17 protein-coding genes and 1 tRNA gene are annotated in these 16,703 nt (G+C 63.1%); 16 read left to right on the top strand and 2 right to left on the bottom strand.

The features are described 5' to 3' along the window. Positions 1–60: 60 nt before the first annotated feature. From atpE to murA, 9 genes are all read left to right on the top strand, one after another. A complete protein-coding gene (gene atpE, locus BEP01S_RS08340) occupies positions 61–285 on the top strand; it encodes a F0F1 ATP synthase subunit C (RefSeq protein WP_039210675.1) in 225 nt (74 codons plus the stop codon). A 19-nt stretch (positions 286–304) separates the two neighbouring features. Continuing rightward, positions 305–856, top strand: coding sequence for a F0F1 ATP synthase subunit B (locus BEP01S_RS08345; RefSeq protein ID WP_039210678.1), 552 nt, complete (start codon positions 305–307; stop codon positions 854–856). Next, positions 856–1,662 (top strand): F0F1 ATP synthase subunit delta, encoded by an 807-nt coding sequence (locus BEP01S_RS08350; RefSeq protein WP_062242187.1) that lies wholly within the window; start codon positions 856–858, stop codon positions 1,660–1,662. The genes BEP01S_RS08345 and BEP01S_RS08350 overlap by 1 nt, the downstream gene beginning before the upstream one ends. Before the next feature lie 81 nt (positions 1,663–1,743). Next, positions 1,744–3,378 (top strand): F0F1 ATP synthase subunit alpha, encoded by a 1,635-nt coding sequence (atpA, locus tag BEP01S_RS08355; protein ID WP_062242190.1) that lies wholly within the window; start codon positions 1,744–1,746, stop codon positions 3,376–3,378. Positions 3,379–3,409: 31 nt separating this feature from the next. Next, entirely contained in the window at positions 3,410–4,342 is a 933-nt protein-coding gene (locus BEP01S_RS08360) for a F0F1 ATP synthase subunit gamma (protein ID WP_062242192.1), read from the top strand. 26 nt (positions 4,343–4,368) lie between these two features. After that, entirely contained in the window at positions 4,369–5,817 is a 1,449-nt protein-coding gene (gene atpD / locus BEP01S_RS08365) for a F0F1 ATP synthase subunit beta (RefSeq protein ID WP_062242194.1), read from the top strand. Positions 5,818–5,820: 3 nt separating this feature from the next. Further along, entirely contained in the window at positions 5,821–6,081 is a 261-nt protein-coding gene (locus tag BEP01S_RS08370; protein ID WP_025776911.1) for a F0F1 ATP synthase subunit epsilon, read from the top strand. Between the two features lie 22 nt (positions 6,082–6,103). Next, complete coding sequence (locus BEP01S_RS08375) at positions 6,104–6,571, top strand: DUF2550 domain-containing protein (protein WP_025776910.1); 468 nt, start codon at positions 6,104–6,106, stop codon at positions 6,569–6,571. Further along, positions 6,571–7,884 carry a UDP-N-acetylglucosamine 1-carboxyvinyltransferase gene (gene murA, locus BEP01S_RS08380; protein ID WP_039210690.1) on the top strand — a complete coding sequence of 438 codons (1,314 nt, stop codon included), beginning with the start codon at positions 6,571–6,573 and terminating at the stop codon, positions 7,882–7,884. Before BEP01S_RS08375 ends, murA begins: the two co-directional genes overlap by 1 nt. A 194-nt stretch (positions 7,885–8,078) precedes the next feature. Here murA and nucS read toward each other — a convergent pair whose 3' ends face one another. Continuing rightward, positions 8,079–8,774, bottom strand: a complete 696-nt coding sequence (nucS, locus tag BEP01S_RS08385; RefSeq protein ID WP_062242196.1) for an endonuclease NucS — start codon at positions 8,772–8,774, stop codon at positions 8,079–8,081. A 30-nt stretch (positions 8,775–8,804) separates the two neighbouring features. On the opposite strand from nucS, the gene BEP01S_RS16580 reads away from it, so the two are divergent. After that, positions 8,805–9,101 (top strand): Rv1322 family protein, encoded by a 297-nt coding sequence (locus BEP01S_RS16580; protein WP_082018987.1) that lies wholly within the window; start codon positions 8,805–8,807, stop codon positions 9,099–9,101. Between the two features lie 127 nt (positions 9,102–9,228). Here the strand turns inward: BEP01S_RS16580 and BEP01S_RS08390 are convergent, their stop codons facing one another. Further along, positions 9,229–10,875, bottom strand: coding sequence for a coiled-coil domain-containing protein (locus tag BEP01S_RS08390; RefSeq protein ID WP_062242198.1), 1,647 nt, complete (start codon positions 10,873–10,875; stop codon positions 9,229–9,231). A 231-nt stretch (positions 10,876–11,106) separates the two neighbouring features. Between BEP01S_RS08390 and BEP01S_RS08395 the strand changes: the two genes are divergently transcribed. From BEP01S_RS08395 to BEP01S_RS08420, 6 genes are all read left to right on the top strand, one after another. Further along, complete coding sequence (locus tag BEP01S_RS08395) at positions 11,107–12,297, top strand: acetyl-CoA C-acetyltransferase (RefSeq protein ID WP_062242200.1); 1,191 nt, start codon at positions 11,107–11,109, stop codon at positions 12,295–12,297. An 86-nt stretch (positions 12,298–12,383) separates the two neighbouring features. Further along, positions 12,384–12,698 (top strand): thiamine-binding protein, encoded by a 315-nt coding sequence (locus tag BEP01S_RS08400; RefSeq protein ID WP_039210699.1) that lies wholly within the window; start codon positions 12,384–12,386, stop codon positions 12,696–12,698. Positions 12,699–12,786: 88 nt separating this feature from the next. Further along, entirely contained in the window at positions 12,787–12,993 is a 207-nt protein-coding gene (locus BEP01S_RS08405; RefSeq protein WP_039210701.1) for a hypothetical protein, read from the top strand. Positions 12,994–13,111: 118 nt separating this feature from the next. Next, positions 13,112–13,185 (top strand) — tRNA-Arg (locus tag BEP01S_RS08410). Positions 13,186–13,309: 124 nt separating this feature from the next. Continuing rightward, positions 13,310–15,007, top strand: coding sequence for a dynamin family protein (locus BEP01S_RS08415; RefSeq protein WP_062242202.1), 1,698 nt, complete (start codon positions 13,310–13,312; stop codon positions 15,005–15,007). Next, entirely contained in the window at positions 15,004–16,584 is a 1,581-nt protein-coding gene (locus BEP01S_RS08420) for a GTPase (RefSeq protein WP_062242204.1), read from the top strand. The genes BEP01S_RS08415 and BEP01S_RS08420 overlap by 4 nt, the downstream gene beginning before the upstream one ends. The last annotated feature ends 119 nt before the right edge of the window (positions 16,585–16,703 follow it).

The following is a 16,703-nucleotide window of genomic DNA, read 5'->3' on the forward strand; positions in this document are numbered from 1 at the left end:
ACTCACGAGTTGCACGGTCGGGCCAACCACCCGGCTTCATTATGAAAGGAAAAGCATCCTATGGATATGCTCGCCGCAGTTGAAGGTAGCGTCTCGACGATCGGTTACGGCCTCGCCGCAATCGGCCCCGGTGTCGGTGTCGGCATCGTCATCGGCAAGACCATCGAAGGAACCGCCCGTCAGCCCGAGATGGCCGGCGCCCTGCGCGGAAACATGTTCCTCGGTATCGCTCTGATCGAGGCCCTGGCCCTCATCGGTATCGCCACCCCGTTCTTCCTGCCCTGATCTCGAAGAGGACTGAAAGATGACTCCGGTAAACATCGTCGCCTCCGCGGAGAACCCGCTTCTCCCGGCGCTGTACGACATCGTCTGGAGTGCCGTCTGTCTGCTGATCGTCTTCCTGGTTGTCTGGAAGTACGTCCTTCCCGCCTTCAACAAGACCCTCGACGAGCGCGCTGAGCGCATCCAGGGTGGAATTGAGAAGGCTGAGAAGGTGCAGGCCGAAGCCGATCAGGCTCTGGCCGAGTATCAGAAGCAGCTCGCCGACGGTCGTGCCGAAGCTGCACGACTGCGCGCCGAGGCTCAGGAAGAGGGCGCCCAGATCATCGCCGACATGAAGGCTCAGGCTCACTCCGAGGCTGATCGCATCATCGCTCAGGCACAGACTCAGATCGACGCCGAACGTCAGTCCGCCATGGTGCAGCTGCGTTCCGAGGTCGGCACTCTGGCCACGGACCTGGCTTCGCGTATCGTCGGTGAATCTCTCACCGATGATCAGCGCTCGGCCAATGTGGTCGATCGCTTCATCTCCGATCTCGAGTCCAACTCGTCCGCGCAGCCGGTCAAGGGGGCGTGATGCTCCAGTCGAGCAGATTGTCCCTGCAGGCCGTCCTCGAGACCGCGAACTCCGAGATCTCCGGGGGAGACCCTCGACAGATCGGTGAGGGGACCCTGGCAGTCGTCGGCGTCCTCGCCGAGAATGTCGGACTGCGCAAGGCTCTGGCAGACTCCTCCGAGTCGGCCGAGAGGAAGCAGCAGCTGCTGCGGACTCTGTTCTCGACTCGGATCTCGGATGCGGCACTGCGCATCAGCGATAAGGCCGTCGGCCACCGCTGGGCGCGGACCCAGGACCTCGTCACCAGCCTCGAAGTCGCCGGTGTGACAGCGGTTGCCGCTGCCGCAGAGGCAGATGGGCAGCTGGGGCAGGTCGAAGAGGAGATCTTCCGCTTCGCGCGTCTGCTGGAATCCAACCACGAGCTGTCCCGCGCGCTTGATTCGCAGGCTACCGACGAGAGCAAACGCACTCTCGTCTCCGACCTGCTGGGCGGCAAGGCACAGCCAGACACCATCAAGCTGGTCGAACAGGCTGCTCTGCACCCCCGCGGACTCCGCGTGGCGAAGGCACTCGACCAGTACAGCGATATCCTCGCCGCCCGTCAGCAGCGGTCGGTTGCGGACGTCACCGTCGCCAGACCCCTGAACGAAGCGCAGACCGAAAGGCTGCAGGCGGCATTGTCGGCCAGCTATGGTCGCGAACTCGTCCTCAATGTCCAGGTCGATCCCGAGGTCCTCGGGGGAGTCCGGGTGCAGGTCGGCGACGAGATGATGAACTCGACCGTGGCCGATCGACTGGCCGATGTGCAGCGCAAGCTCGCAGGTTGACACTAGTGGCCGGCTTCTCCGGCATCGGCGGCCCACCGGTCGCCGGACGCAAGATTTGAGTAAAGGAAGCAGGGAAACCAGATGGCGGAACTGACAATTCGCCCGGAAGAGATCCGGGACGCTCTCGGGAAGTTCGTTGACTCGTACAACCCCGAGAGCTCGGAAAAGACCGAGGTCGGCAAGGTCGTCACCGCTGGTGACGGTATCGCTCACGTTTCGGGACTGCCCGGCACCATGGCCAACGAACTCCTGCGGTTCGAAGACGGCACCCTGGGCCTGGCGCAGAACCTCGACGAACGCGAGATCGGCGTCGTCATCCTCGGTGAGTTCTCCGGAATCGCCGAAGAACAGAACGTGTACCGCACCGGCGAGGTCCTCTCGATTCCGGTCGGCGACGGCTACCTCGGCCGTGTCGTCGATCCGCTGGGTCGCCCCGTCGACGGCCTCGGCGACATCGAGACCGTCGGTCGTCGTGAGCTCGAGCTCCAGGCCGCCGGCGTCATGGACCGCCAGGAAGTGCGCGAGCCCCTCCAGACCGGCTACAAGAGCATCGACGCGATGATCCCGGTCGGCCGTGGACAGCGTCAGCTGGTCATCGGTGACCGCAAGACCGGTAAGACCGCTCTGGCGATCGACACGATCATCAACCAGAAGGCCAACTGGGAGACTGGAGACCCGAAGAAGCAGGTGCGCTGCATCTACGTGGCCGTCGGCCAGAAGGGCTCGACCATCGCCGGCGTCCGCCGTTCGCTGGAAGAGGCCGGTGCGCTCGAGTACACGACCATCGTGTCCTCGCCCGCCTCGGACCCCGCAGGCTACAAGTACCTGGCTCCTTACTCCGGTTCTGCAATCGGTCAGCACTGGATGTACGACGGCAAGCACGTCCTCATCGTGTTCGACGACCTGTCGAAGCAGGCTGAGGCCTACCGCGCCGTGTCTCTGCTGCTGCGTCGTCCGCCGGGCCGTGAGGCTTACCCCGGCGACGTCTTCTACCTGCACTCGCGTCTGCTGGAACGCTGTGCGAAGCTCTCCGATGAGCTCGGCGGCGGTTCGATGACCGGTCTGCCGATCATCGAGACGAAGGCCAACGACGTCGGCGCGTTCATTCCGACCAACGTCATCTCGATCACCGACGGTCAGATCTTCCTGCAGTCCGATCTGTTCAACGCCGGTCAGCGTCCCGCTGTGGACGTCGGTGTGTCCGTGTCGCGAGTCGGTGGTGCCGCTCAGACGAAGGCTCTCAAGGGAGTTTCGGGCACGCTGAAGATCTCGTTGGCTCAGTACCGTTCGCTCGAGGCATTCGCGATGTTCGCATCCGACCTCGACGATGCGACCAAGCGCGATCTGGCCCGCGGTGCGCGCCTGACCGAACTGCTCAAGCAGGGTCAGTACGCTCCGATGCCGTTCGAGAAGCAGACCGTGTCGATCTTCGCCGGAACCAACGGCTACCTCGACGAGATCCCGGTCGACGATGTGCTCCGCTTCGAGACCGAACTGCACGATCACATCGAGCGCAAGACCGGCATCTTCACGACCATCCGTGAGACGCTGAAGCTCGACGATGATACGACCGAAGAGCTGAAGAGCGTCCTGGCCGAGTTCACGCAGAACTTCGCCAGCTCGGACCAGAGCGGGTCGAATGCCGGCAGCGAAGACACCGCAGCCGCGTCCTCTGACGAGGTCGAGCAGGAGCAGATCGTTCGGCAGAAGCGTTGAACCTGTTCCGTAACGGCGAAAGGAAGAACTGATGGGAGCCCAGCAGAGGGTCTTCAAACAGAAGATCCGCTCGACTCAGTCCTTGAGGAAGATCTTCAAGGCGATGGAGCTCATCGCTGCTTCGCGGATTCAGAAGGCCATTGCCCGTTCACAGGCTGCAAGCCCGTACGCGAATGCCCTGACAAGGGCCGTGTCGGCCGTGGCCAGCGAGTCGAACGTCGACCACGTTCTGACCACCGAGTCGGACAACGTCAAGCACGCTGCCGTCCTGGTGATCGGTCCCGACCGCGGATTCGCCGGTGCCTATTCGGCGAACCTGCTGCGCGAAGCCGAAGAACTCATTCGGCTTCTGCGCAACGAGGGCAAGAGTGTGGATCTGTTCACGGTCGGCAGCAAGGCCAAGAACTACTACACCTTCCGCGATCGCAAGATCGAGAAGTCCTGGACAGGTATCTCCGAGAACCCGTTGGCCGAGCATGCCCGCGAGATCGGTGAGGCGCTGTTGGAGAACTTCGACCCAGAGTCGGCCGACTCCGGGATCGACGAGATCTACATCGTCTTCACCCGTTTCGTCTCCAGCGTCACGCACGACCCGGAATACCGGCGACTGCTTCCGTTGGAGGTCGTCGACGCCGAAGAGGCGTCGACCGGCGGACAAGCAGGCGCATCGTCCGACGCACCCGCGTTCCCGCTCTACGAGTTCGAACCGAGTGCGGAGGCTGTGCTCGACGCTCTGTTGCCGCGATACATCGATTCGCGAATCCTCTCGGCGCTGCTCAGTGCAGCAGCTTCCGAGCAGGCCTCGCGACAGGCGGCGATGAAGACAGCCACGGACAACGCGGATGATCTCATCAAGACCTACACCCGGTTGGCCAACACGGCTCGCCAGGCGGAAATCACCCAGGAACTCACCGAGATCGTCGGTGGGGCGGATGCCCTCGCGGCATCGGCAGCCGGCGACTGACCGGCGAGAGCAGAGAGAAAGAGACCATGACTGCCACAGCAACGGAAACCTCTCCGGCACAGGGCACTGCCCTCGGCCGGATTTCCCGAGTCATCGGCCCGGTTGTCGACATCGAGTTCCCGCTCGACTCCGTGCCCCAGATCTACAACGCCCTGACCACGTCAGTGGACCTGTCCGAAGGAACCCGGAAGCTGACCTTCGAGGTCGGGCTTCACCTGGGCAACGGACTGGTCCGCGCCGTGTCGCTGCAGCCGACCGACGGCCTTGTCCGGGGACAGGAAGTCGTCGACACCGGCGCGCCGATCTCCGTTCCCGTCGGAGACGTGACTAAGCACCACGTGTGGAACACCACTGGTGACTGCCTCAACCTCGCCGACGGCGAGGAGCTGGAGATCTCCGAACGGTGGCCGATCCACCGTCCGGCTCCGGCTTTCGACGAACTCGAGTCCAAGACCGAGATCCTCGAGGTCGGAATCAAGAGCATCGACCTTCTGACCCCTTATGTTCAGGGTGGAAAGATCGGTCTGTTCGGTGGCGCCGGCGTCGGCAAGACCGTGCTCATCCAGGAGATGATCTTCCGTATCGCGCACAACCACTCGGGCACCTCGGTGTTCGCCGGTGTGGGCGAGCGTACCCGTGAGGGCAACGATCTCATCATGGAAATGGATGAGGCAGGAGTCTTCAAGGACACCGCGCTGGTGTTCGGCCAGATGGATGAGCCCCCAGGCACCCGTCTGCGCGTGGCGCTGTCGGCGCTGACCATGGCGGAGTACTTCCGCGATGTGCAGAACCAGGACGTGCTGCTGTTCATCGACAACATCTTCCGCTTCACCCAGGCCGGCTCCGAGGTCTCGACCCTGCTGGGTCGCATGCCCTCCGCCGTGGGCTACCAGCCCAACCTGGCTGACGAGATGGGTCTGCTGCAGGAGCGCATCACCTCTACGCGTGGCCACTCGATCACGTCGATGCAGGCGATCTACGTTCCCGCCGATGACTACACGGACCCGGCCCCGGCGACGACATTCGCTCACCTCGATGCGACCACGGAGCTCAGCCGTGACATCGCCTCGCGCGGTCTGTACCCGGCGATCGACCCGCTCGCTTCGTCCTCGCGCATCCTCGATCCGCTGATCGTGGGTGACGAGCACTACCGCGTGGCCAACGAGGTCAAGGCGATTCTGCAGAAGAACAAGGAACTGCAGGACATCATCGCCATCCTCGGTGTCGACGAACTCGGTGAAGAGGACAAGCTCGTCGTCCACCGCGCACGTCGCATCGAGCAGTTCCTCTCGCAGAACACCTACACCGCTGAGAAGTTCACTCAGGTTCCCGGTTCGACCGTGCCGCTGGCCGACACGATCGAAGGCTTCTCGAAGATCTGCTCCGGCGAAGTCGACCACATACCGGAACAGGCATTCTTCAACGTCGGTGGCCTTGACGATGTCATGCGCAACTACGAAGAGATGCAGAAGTAAGCCATGGCGACACTCGAAGTGAATGTCGTGGCTGCTGATCGCGAGGTATGGGCCGGTGAGGCCAAGCGCGTCATCGCCCGTACCCTCGACGGCGAGATCGGCATCCTGCCGGGCCACGAGCCCGTGCTGGGTGTCGTCGCCGACGGCGAAGCGCGGATTCTCACGCCCGGAGAGGACACCATCAGGGTCAAAGCCGATGGTGGTTTCCTCTCGGTGGAGAACAACCGTGTGATCATTGCCGCTGATCAGGCCGAACTTCTCTGATCCGCAGGTTACACTGGCAACCGTGAACCCTTCTGTCCTGCTGATCGTTCTGCTCTCGTTGGTAGGACTCGCGCTTGCTCTGATCGTGGTCGTCACGATCCGACGCAGGTCGATCTCGAAGCTCTCGGGTGCCTTTGACTGTTCCATCAACGTGGGCGAGGAGTATTCTTCTCGCCCACGTTGGCGTCTGGGTGTGGCCGTGTTCTCGGTCACGTCGCTGGACTGGTACCCGGTCTTCGCACTGACTCGACGCGCGGCTTTCCGACTTCCGCGTGCGGACCTCGATATCTTGGTGCGGCGCAAACCCACATCGGGAGAGCAGTACTCGGTGCTGCCCGAAGCAGTCGTCGTCGACTGCTCCTATGGAAAGGCGGACGGTCGTCCGCGTTCCGTGTCCCTGGCAATGGACACCGAATCTCTGTCCACGATGGCATCGTGGCTCGAATCATCACCCCCTGGCTTCAATCCGACGATGGGACGTTTCACTTAATGGATGTCTTCCGCTTGACCGGACCCGCGCAGATGGCGGGAACCATCGATGTCCGTGGCGCCAAGAACAGCGTCCTCAAACTCATGGCCGCGAGTCTCCTCGCAGTCGGACGCACCACCATCACAAACGTTCCGGCCATCCTCGACGTGAGAATCATGGTCGAACTTCTCGTCCGCCTCGGCTGCGAGGTCGACTACGATGCCGCTGCGGGCGTCGTCAGCATCGATGTCCCCGCCGAGGTCGGCATCCAGGCCGACTACGAACTCGTCCGCGCCATGCGGGCTTCTATCTCTGTCCTCGGGCCCCTGACCGCAAGGATGCGGTCCGCCCATGTGGCTCTTCCCGGCGGTGACGCCATCGGCTCCCGCGGACTCGACATGCATCAGGCCGGCCTCGAAGCTCTGGGCGCCGTCGTTCACCTCGACCACGGCTACTTCGTCGCTGAAGCGCCGGAAGGCCTGCGCGGCTCCGAGATCGTCCTCGAATTCCCTTCCGTCGGCGCGACTGAGAATCTCGTCATGGCAGCGACGCTCGCTCATGGCACCACGACCATCGCCAACGCCGCACGCGAACCCGAGATCGTCGACATCTGCACGATGCTCGTTGAGATGGGCGCTCAGATCGAGGGAATCGGCACCTCAGACCTCACGATCACGGGCGTCGAGTCTCTGCAGCCGGTCACGCACAGAACTGTCGGCGACCGCATTGTTGCCGGAACCTTCGCCTTCGGCGCTGCTCTGAGCGCTGGAGACGTCACTGTGCGCGGAGTCGGACTCGACATCATGCCGAACATCGGAATGAAGCTGCGGGACTCCGGGGCGACTGTCGAAGACCTCGGCGAGATCACCCTCGGTGACGGGACCCTTGGAAAAGGATTCCGCGTCATAGGCGCTGAGCGACCTCATGCCATTCGGGTCGCCACCATGCCTTTCCCGGGTTTCCCGACCGACCTGCAGCCGTTTGTCATCGCCCTGAATTCTGTCTCCGATGGAATCGGGCTGCTATCGGAGAACCTGTTCGAAGCGCGCTGGCGTTTCGTGCAGGAGATCGCCCGCCTCGGTGCGAAGGTCCGCATCGACGGCAATCATGCGCTCGTCACCGGCAGCGAAGGTCTCTCAGGCGCCGAAGTCGAAGCCTCCGATATCCGAGCAGGCGCGGGCCTCGTCATGGCTGCGCTGCGCGCCGGGGGAGTGACCGAAGTGTCCGGTATCGACCACATCGAACGCGGTTATGAGAACTTCGTCGTCAATCTCCGCAGCCTCGGTGTCGACATCGAACGCGTCGAGAAACCGGACGTCCTCAGCTTCGATTGATTCTCCTGAAAAGGAGCGTTCCCAGAAGTTCTCATCGGTAGGGTCGCTGCTCCCGATTCTCTGTTCTCCGCTTGAAAGCCGTCGGACTGAGCCGGCCACGTCCGCCTGATGGTGTGCGGACCGCCAGCTTCCTTTCGGGTAATTGCAGTCGGCGCTGAACGTCGATCAGGTCGGACAGCGTCGACCGTAGATTGTCAGAAGAGACGGGTCTCGGGGTCGTCCATTCCGCGCAGAGCATCGTAGTCGAGTACGACACAGCGGATGCCGCGATCCTCGGCAAGTGTGCGTGCCTGCGGCTTGATCTCCTGAGCTGCGAAGACTCCTTGGACGGGGCTGAGGAGGGGGTCGCGATTCATCAGTTCGAGATAGCGGGTGAGCTGCTCGACGCCGTCGATATCGCCACGGCGTTTGATCTCCACGGCCACAGACTTCTGCCCGTCGTCGCGAGCCAAGATGTCCACCGGGCCGATCGCAGTCATGTATTCGCGTCGAACCAGGCTGAAGCCTTCGCCGAGGGTCTCGATGTGCTCGGCGAGCAGCTCTTGCAGATGGGCTTCCACCCCGTCTTTGACCAGTCCCGGATCGACTCCGAACTCATAGGTCTCGTCAGAGAGTACCTCGGCGATGGAGATGACGAGACGGTCGCCCGTCTTCGTCTGCGAGACCTCCCACAGTTCGGTGAGACCGGCTTCTGCCTGCTCGGCATCAGGTTCCATATGCCGTACCGTGCACGGGGGAGTCATCCAGTTCAGCGGCTTATAGGAACCGCCGTCGGAATGGATGAGCACCGAGCCGTCGGACTTGAGCATAATGAGGCGGGTGGCCATCGGAAGGTGGGCGGTCAGACGACCGGCATAATCAACGGAGCATTGGGCTATGACTAGACGCACGCGCTTCAGCCTACGTGAGACAATGACTCAATGCCACGATCTTCATCCTCGCGTCGCAAGAACAAATGGCAGCAGTCTCCCCGTGATCTGTCCGAGTCCGTGGCAGGCATGAGAACGAGCCGTTCGCTGCCGGACGGAACTTGGTCTGTGCAGACCGTGAAGGGCAACGAAACCGGCAAGGTCTATGTCTGCCCGGGCTGCGGACGTGATGTCAGCGCAGCCTCGAGCCATATCGTTGCGTGGCGTCAGGACGCCCCGCACGGAATCGAAATCGGGGTAGAGAGCAGGCGGCACTGGCACCAGCGCTGTTTCGACCGTTTCCGGTGAGAACAGGCTGTCTGAGGGCAGTTGGTCAAGGCATTCGGCAGAACGGCCGCAACTGTCCGAGATCCGAAGCTGACAACGACGAAGGGACCCGCATCGGCAGGTCCCTTCGTCGTTGTCTCAGTCGGACTCAGCGCAGTGAGTTGCGCGAGCGTGAGGTCTTCGAGCTGTTGTTCTTCGAACCGGAGACCTGAGCATCGATCGAGATTGTGTCCTCGTCGGTGGCCCCGTTGGGCAGGTCCTCGCCCGCCGTATTCTCCGCATCTTCGGCGGAGTCGGCGTTCGCCCCCGAATCGTTCTTCGAGCCGGGAGTCGGCTTCGAGTTGTCGGTCGACTGTGCCGATGCCTTCGCAGAACCGCTGTCCTTGGTTCCGGCGTCATCCTTCTTCGCAGGTCCGGCTGACTTCGAACTGGTGGATCCGGCGGACGCGCTCTTCGTGGAGTCAGCCTCGGCGCCGGTCGACTTTGCGGAATCGCCGGATTTCGCGTCGTCGGTCTTCTTCGCCGAATCGTCGGCCTTCGCCGCATCCGAAGAGTCATCGTCGGCCAGCAGGTCTTCGAGCTCCTGGCCGTCTGCGATCTGCTCGGTGGCGTGAGAAGCCGATTCGGCCTTCGCCGGATCCACTGAGTCGCCGCCCATGACTCCGGGCATGGCGAACAGCGAACGGAGCTGATCGAGCTGAGCGGTGATCGTCTTGCGCTGCTTCGTGAGCAGATCGACCTGCGACTGTGCGGAGGCGACATTGCGCTTGGCCTCTGCCGCGGACTCCTCGATGGTCGCCTCGGCGGTGGCCCGAGCCTCGGAGATGAGCGTCTGGGCACGGGACTTGCCGTCGGCGATGATCTCGTCGGCTTTCTTCACTGCATCGGTGCGGGTCTGCTCCGCACGTTCGGCAGCTTCCTTGGCCTCGGTGTCGGCCTTCGCCGCACGTGCCTGAGCCTCTTCGACGAGCTTCTTGTTCTCTGCCTGAGCCTCTTCGTAGCGCTTCTTGCGCTCGGACTCGGCATCCTTGCGCTTGTTCGCAAGTTCGACGTCGAAGTCGTTTCTGGCCTTCTTCGACGCCTCATCGCGGGCCTTCGCAGACTTGAGCAGCTCATCGGCCTGTGCCTGAGCGGCTGCGATGATCTCTTCTGCTTCGGTCTTGGCCTCGGCACGCAGGTCCGCAGCTTCCTTCTCGGCGGTTGCCCGCAGCTCGGAGAGCTCGACATCGAGGCTCTCGCGAGCCTCCTTCGCGGAAGCGGCATTCGCTTCCTTGGCCTGGTTGGTCTCGCGTTCGGTAGTCGCGCTGAGTTCGGCCGCACGCTTCTCCGCGGCCTTGATCGTCTCTTCGGCGCGCAGTTCGGCCGAGGAAGTGATCGCATCGGCTTCCGAGCGTGCATTGGACAGAGTGTCGTTGCTCTCGGTGTGCATCCGCGCGCGAGCGGAAGCCGCCTCCGCGCGGGCCTTGTTGCGAATCGTCTCGGCATCGGAATTGGCCTGAGCCAGGGTCTCGCGGGCCTGCGATTCGGCGATCTTGAGCAGGTGGTCGATGCGGCTTCCGGGAGGTCCGGCGGCCTCTGCGTTGTCGTTGGCAGCCTTCTTCAGCTGTGCCTTGGCTTCCGAGAGCTCTCCGGCAATCTGCAGCTTCGCCCGATCCGCATTGATGACCTGGCTGCGCGCATCGGCCAAGGCCTTGCGGACCGACTCGACCTCGGTGCGCAGCTGCTGCAGACGCGAATCGACTTCACTCTTCTCGTAGCCGCGCATCGCTGTGCGGAATTCTTCGGTGGGCGTCACTGAAGCGAACTCCTGTCATCTTGGAAAGGGGGTGTTCTTAGGCTGTCCTCGTCCTACTCTAACGGAGACTCTATGAGTGTTGGATGCGAATGCGAGAGTGTGGACAGGGTCTGCGACCGCCGTCGGACGGACCCCGTGATGCAGGCCACATGGGCCTCGACTAGGCTGGTGGATGTCGAAATGCATACGTGCCGGGACACGAATCCGGGTGCGGATATCCGAGGAGGAAATATGGCTGATGCAGTGATCGTCGCCGGAGCGCGCACACCGTTCGGGCGACTGCAGGGAGGGCTGTCGAAACTCAGCGCCGTCGAACTCGGCGCCGAGGCCATCACGGGCGCTCTCGATCGTGCCGGAATTCAGGGCTCTGACGTCGACTACGTGATCATGGGCCAGGTTCTGCAGGCCGGCGACGGCCAGGGACCCGGCCGTCAGGCGGCCGTGAAAGCCGGCATCCCCATGTCCGTTCCCGCCGTGACAGTCAACAAGCTGTGCCTGTCGGGAATCAACACGATCACCCAGGCCGCTCAGCTGATCCGCGCCGGCGAGTACGACGTCGTCGTGGCAGGTGGGCAGGAATCGATGAGCCAGGCGCCGCACATGCTCATGAAATCGCGCTCGGGCTACAAGTACGGCGATGTCGTGGCCAAGGACCATATGGACTTTGACGGCCTCTGGGATGCGTTCACCGATCAGGCCATGGGCGGACTGACCGAGGAAGCCAATGCCGGTGACCGCGAGTTCTCGCGCGCCGAGCAGGACGAATTCTCCGCTCGTTCGCACCAGCGAGCTGCGGCAGCCCAGAAGTCCGGAGCCTTCGACAACGAGATCGTTCCCGTGACCATCAGCTCACGCAAGGGCGATGTCACGGTCTCCACCGATGAGGGGGTGCGCCCGGATACGACAGCCGAGTCGCTGTCGAAGCTGCGTCCGTCCTTCCGTAAGGACGGGACGATCACCGCCGGCAACGCTTCGCAGATCTCTGACGGTGCCTGCGCCGTTGTCGTCATGTCGCGTGAGAAGGCCGAAGAGCTGGGTGCTCCGATCCTCGCGGAGATCCGGTCGCATGCCTGGACCGCCGGTCCGGACTCGACTCTCCAGCACCAGCCCTCGCAGGCCATCAAGGTCGCTGCCGAACGTGAAGGCGTCGCAGTCGATTCCTTCGATCTCTATGAGATCAACGAAGCCTTCGCCGCCGTGGGCCTGGCCAGCACCAAGGACCTCGGCATCGACGAGGACAAGGTCAATGTCAACGGAGGAGCCGTCTCCCTGGGCCACCCGATCGGAGCTTCGGGAGCTCGAATCGTCCTCACCCTTGCCCTCGAACTCCAGCGCCGAGGCGGCGGCTCAGGTATCGCCGCGCTGTGCGGCGGCGGTGGCCAGGGTGACTCGCTCATCGTGACAGTGCCTGCACAGGCCTGACCCGAGGCGTTCGACCCGAGCCAGACAGTTGGTGCGATGGGGAGCCAGTCGGCTCCTCATCGCACCGGATAGAAAGGACCAGCACCATGCTCGCAGCATTCTCAGTCGCCCCCAGCGGAGGAGAAGGGGCCGATGCATCGGTTCACGACGCCGTCGCGGCGGCTGTCGAGATCGTCCGCAACTCGGGTCTGCCGCACCGGACGGATTCGATGTTCACGACCATCGAGGGTGAGTGGGACGAAGTCTTCGCCGTCATCAAGGAAGCCACCGAGGCTGTCGGTGAGTTCGGTACGCGGATAGCGCTGGTGGTCAAGGCCGATATCAGGCCAGGTTTCACCGGCGAGATCGACGGAAAACTCGATCGTCTGGAAAAGGCGATCGACGCCCGCGGCGATAACTGAGGCGAATTCTTCTGAAATTCTCAGCGACGTGAGTCTCATCTGGCGTTAGTCTTTCTTCATCGGATGCATCGATCGAAGGAGATTGACAATGAATGGTGCAAAGCTCTTCTCTGTTGCCACGGCACTCACACTTGTCGCGTTGCTGGGCTTCATGCTCGCAGGATTCTTCCCGATTATCGTCGACTTCGCTTTCGGCATCGAAGCCGTGGCAGTCATCCTTGCGATGACGGGAGTGGCAGTCGTGTCATTCGTGACAGTGCGCAAGTCGATGGAGAACGCGGCCCGTCACTACTGAGGTTCCCCTTCGAGGCCCTGACGACAGCAAGACGGCCCTGGTTCGAGGCGGCTGAGACAGTCCGCGCTGAACCGGGGCCGCTTTCTGTTCTCATCCGGGCATCGGTTACGATATTTGAGCCTCCGTAGCTCAGTCGGATAGAGCAACCGCCTTCTAAGCGGTAGGTCGCGGGTTCGAGCCCCGCCGGGGGCGCTTCTCATGCCCGCATTCGCTGATCGGACGGGTCCGACCGATGAGGGCTGCCGGTGAGCAATTCCGCGTCGATACGGCGTGGCAGTTGGTGCCGAGCTGGGAAAACATAGAGAGTGGAGGCGTGATGACTGAGAGCAAGAGCGCCGTGACGCCGCCGGTCGGCCAAGCGTTGAACGATATCGTCAAGCGGGTCTCGGAGACCCGCTTCACCCTGCGCAGCGACGACTTCGCCGAAGCTCGGACAGCACACTCGGCACTGACCGCGGAGCTGAACGACTACGTGCTTCCGCGCATCAACCGTTCGCGGACGCCCTTCCTCATCGCCGTGGGCGGATCGACGGGCGCTGGCAAATCGACACTGGTCAACTCCCTCGTGGGTCGCAATGTCAGCCCTGCCGGAGTGCGTCGGCCCACGACGGGCAACCCGGTCGTCATCTTCAACCCCGCCGATGCCAAGTTCTTCGAGTCGGAGCACTACCTGCCTGATCTGCCGCGCAGTACCGACCCGCAATCGAGCATGCCCGGAGTCGTTCTCATCGCCGATGAGAACATCGAACCCGGCACCGCCATCCTCGACTGTCCCGATATCGACTCCATCTCGGAGACGAACCGCGCGCTTTCGCGCCGGGTGCTGCTCAGCGCCGATCTGTGGCTCTTCGTGACGACAGCGAACCGGTACGCCGATGCCGCTCCTTGGGCTCTGCTGAAGACGGCCGCGGCTCGCAGCACCTCGGTGGCCATCGTCCTCGACCGGGTTCCGCCCGAAGCCAACCGCGAAGTCAGGCATCATCTGTCCAGCCTGTTGTCCGAAGCAGGTCTTGCGAATTCACCGATCTTCTCCGTCGCCGAGCTCGAACTCGAAGACGGACTGCTCCCTCACGCGGCTATCTATCCGATTCGCTCGTGGATCTCTCAGGTCGGCACGGAGGGCACCTCCCTCGAACGCATCCGGAATCGTACACTCACCGGCGCTATCGCTGCCCTGCCCGCACGAGTCAGTGAGCTCGCCGACTTCGCCGAGACACAGGAACAGGCTCACATCACCTTGGCCGGTTCGTTGGAGAAGAGCTTCCGATCTGCTCAATCCGGACTCGCCGAGGTCTTCTCCGACGGGCGAGTCCTGCACGGAGAGGTCAATGCCCGCTGGCAGGACTTCGTGGGCACCGGACAGCTGTTCCGCGGCCTGGAGCCGACTATGGCGCGGATGCGCGACCGCATCTCCGCAGCGGTGACCGGCAAACATGACGCTGCCACACCTCTGCATGTGGCTATTCTGCGCAGCGCGGCGGTCTCCCTGCGCGAACAGGCCATCGACGTGGTAGACGAGGTCAATGCCGAGTGGCGCAACACGGCGGCCGGTGCGGCTCTCATCGAAGACCAGCCCGAACTCCGCACAGTCGGCGCAGGTCTCGAGGACGCAGTGAAGACAGCCGTGAGCACCTGGTCCGATGAAGTCAATGCGCTCGTGCGCGACATCGGCCAGGGCAAGAAGTCCAAGGCCCGAATCCTCTCCTTCGGCGTCGCAGGCGTCTGCGCCGTCGTGGAGTATGCGGCATTCTGGGATCCGCAGCGCGCCCACGATGCAGGGCAGAGCACCCGGCAAGGAGCCGGTGTTGCACTCAACCTCGCAGAGACGATCTTCGGAGCAGACGAGGCCGCCGGGCTCATCGCATCGATCCGCCAGCGCTTCCTCGATGCCGCTGTGGGAATCGTGGCGGACTGCCGCACTCCCTTCGACAACGCACTGAGACTATCCGCGGTACCGGCGCGGCAAGCAGGCGCCCTGCGCGCCTCCGGTGAACGACTTGAGGTGGCATTGTGAACAGTTCTGCACAGACCGAGATCCGGAAACTGGCCGAAGGCATCCGACATGCGCTGTCTTTGAGCGACGACAAGCTCGCCGGGGACGTTCGCACAGATGCGCAGAATCTGCTGGATCGGGCCGAAGATCGCCTTGGCCTCGGCGAGGATTTCACCGTCGTAGCATTCGCCGGCTCCACCGGATCGGGCAAATCCTCACTGTTCAACGCGGTCGCCGGACTCGAGATCGCCCGCGTGGGCGTTCGCCGACCGACGACCTCACGACCGACCGCGTGTGTCTGGGGCGAGGGCGGAAATGATGTCCTCGACTGGCTGCACGTGCCCGAACGCAGCCGCACCTGGCGCGAGTCGGCACTCGACGGCGATGACCAGAGGCGTCTGCACGGACTGATCCTTCTCGACCTGCCCGACCACGACTCCACGGCAGCCGCACACCGGATCGAGTCAGATCGGCTGGTGGGACTCGTCGACGTCGTGTTCTGGGTCGTCGACCCACAGAAATACGCCGACTTCTCACTGCACTCCGAATACCTGACGAAACTCGCCGAGAACAGCGCGAACATGGTCGTCGTCCTCAATCAGATCGACAAACTCAGCCCGGAAGAGCAGAAGGCCGCAGCCGACCATCTCCGTCAGCTGCTCAACGAGGATGGTCTGAGCGAGACGAATGTGCGCATCTCTTCGGCAGTGACCCGAGAGGGCATCCCGGAGATCCGCAGCATCCTCGCCGACACCGTCGATTCGAAAGACGCCGCAGCCGAAAGACTGCTGGCCGATATGCAGGCGATGGCCAAACGGATCCGCAAGGAGCTCGGAGAGCCGGTTGCCTCCCCGGACGAGCTGGCAGGCGCATCGCGCTTGGTCGAGACGATGTCGGAAGCCGCCGGAGTCGAAGCCGTGGCACAGACCGTGCACGATGATTACATCCGCCGCGCCTATCGCAAGACCGGGTATCCCGTACTCGCGTGGGCACAGCGCAATGCGCCCGACCCCTTGGGTGCCAAGCACGGTCAGGACAGGGACGAACTCGTCCGTGCCTCGGTGCCGGCGACGACGAAGGCTCAGAGCTCGCATGTCCGGCTCATGGCGCATGAACTCATCGCCGAGTCCGTATCGACAATGCCGCAGGCCTGGCAGAACGAGGCCGCGGAGGCGGAGAAGAAGAGCACGGACGAACTGTCCGAGAACCTCGACTCGGCCGTCACAGCTGTGGAGATCACTCGCCAGAGCCCTGGTTGGTGGTCGCTCGCGCACACTCTGCAGATCGTCTTCTTCGTCGCCTCGATCGTCGGTCTCCTCGGCATCATCGCCTCCGCGCTCGTCGCCGTGATCGGTTCGGGCGCCTTGCCGGCGTGGTGCTGGATCGTCAGCATGGGACTGTTTCTGATCGGCGTCATCGGGTCCTTTGTGACCTCGCTGATGGCGAAGTCGGCACGGGCCAAGGGGGCCAAAGAGGCGGCTGCTGAGGTCGACGGCAGGTTGCGAGACGCGGTCGGACGCGTTGCTCAGAGTTCCTACCTCAACCCGGTCAAGAGTGTCATCGGAGAGCATCGACAGGCGTACGAGATGCTCGGCTGAGATTCAGACGCGTCTTTCCGACTCGAACACACCGACGTGTGCGACTCGGACTGTGATGCCCTGTGGACGAAGAATTGCTGTCCACAGGGCATTTCCCGTCTCTGGACGCCGGACGACCT

The sequence above is a fragment of the Brevibacterium epidermidis NBRC 14811 genome, from assembly GCF_001570805.1.
Classification (GTDB): domain Bacteria; phylum Actinomycetota; class Actinomycetes; order Actinomycetales; family Brevibacteriaceae; genus Brevibacterium; species Brevibacterium epidermidis.

Bases quoted from the DNA above. Each gene is read 5' to 3' on its own strand.
- BEP01S_RS08370 (WP_025776911.1), top strand. From the start codon at position 5,821: ATGGCGACACTCGAAGTGAATGTCGTGGCTGCTGATCGCGAGGTATGG.
- atpA (WP_062242190.1), top strand. From the start codon at position 1,744: ATGGCGGAACTGACAATTCGCCCGGAAGAGATCCGGGACGCTCTCGGG.
- BEP01S_RS08350 (WP_062242187.1), top strand. From the start codon at position 856: ATGCTCCAGTCGAGCAGATTGTCCCTGCAGGCCGTCCTCGAGACCGCG.
- murA (WP_039210690.1), top strand. From the start codon at position 6,571: ATGGATGTCTTCCGCTTGACCGGACCCGCGCAGATGGCGGGAACCATC.
- BEP01S_RS08400 (WP_039210699.1), top strand. From the start codon at position 12,384: ATGCTCGCAGCATTCTCAGTCGCCCCCAGCGGAGGAGAAGGGGCCGAT.
- BEP01S_RS08395 (WP_062242200.1), top strand. From the start codon at position 11,107: ATGGCTGATGCAGTGATCGTCGCCGGAGCGCGCACACCGTTCGGGCGA.
- BEP01S_RS08415 (WP_062242202.1), top strand. From the start codon at position 13,310: ATGACTGAGAGCAAGAGCGCCGTGACGCCGCCGGTCGGCCAAGCGTTG.
- BEP01S_RS08360 (WP_062242192.1), top strand. From the start codon at position 3,410: ATGGGAGCCCAGCAGAGGGTCTTCAAACAGAAGATCCGCTCGACTCAG.
- atpD (WP_062242194.1), top strand. From the start codon at position 4,369: ATGACTGCCACAGCAACGGAAACCTCTCCGGCACAGGGCACTGCCCTC.
- atpE (WP_039210675.1), top strand. From the start codon at position 61: ATGGATATGCTCGCCGCAGTTGAAGGTAGCGTCTCGACGATCGGTTAC.
- BEP01S_RS08405 (WP_039210701.1), top strand. From the start codon at position 12,787: ATGAATGGTGCAAAGCTCTTCTCTGTTGCCACGGCACTCACACTTGTC.
- BEP01S_RS08345 (WP_039210678.1), top strand. From the start codon at position 305: ATGACTCCGGTAAACATCGTCGCCTCCGCGGAGAACCCGCTTCTCCCG.
- BEP01S_RS16580 (WP_082018987.1), top strand. From the start codon at position 8,805: ATGCCACGATCTTCATCCTCGCGTCGCAAGAACAAATGGCAGCAGTCT.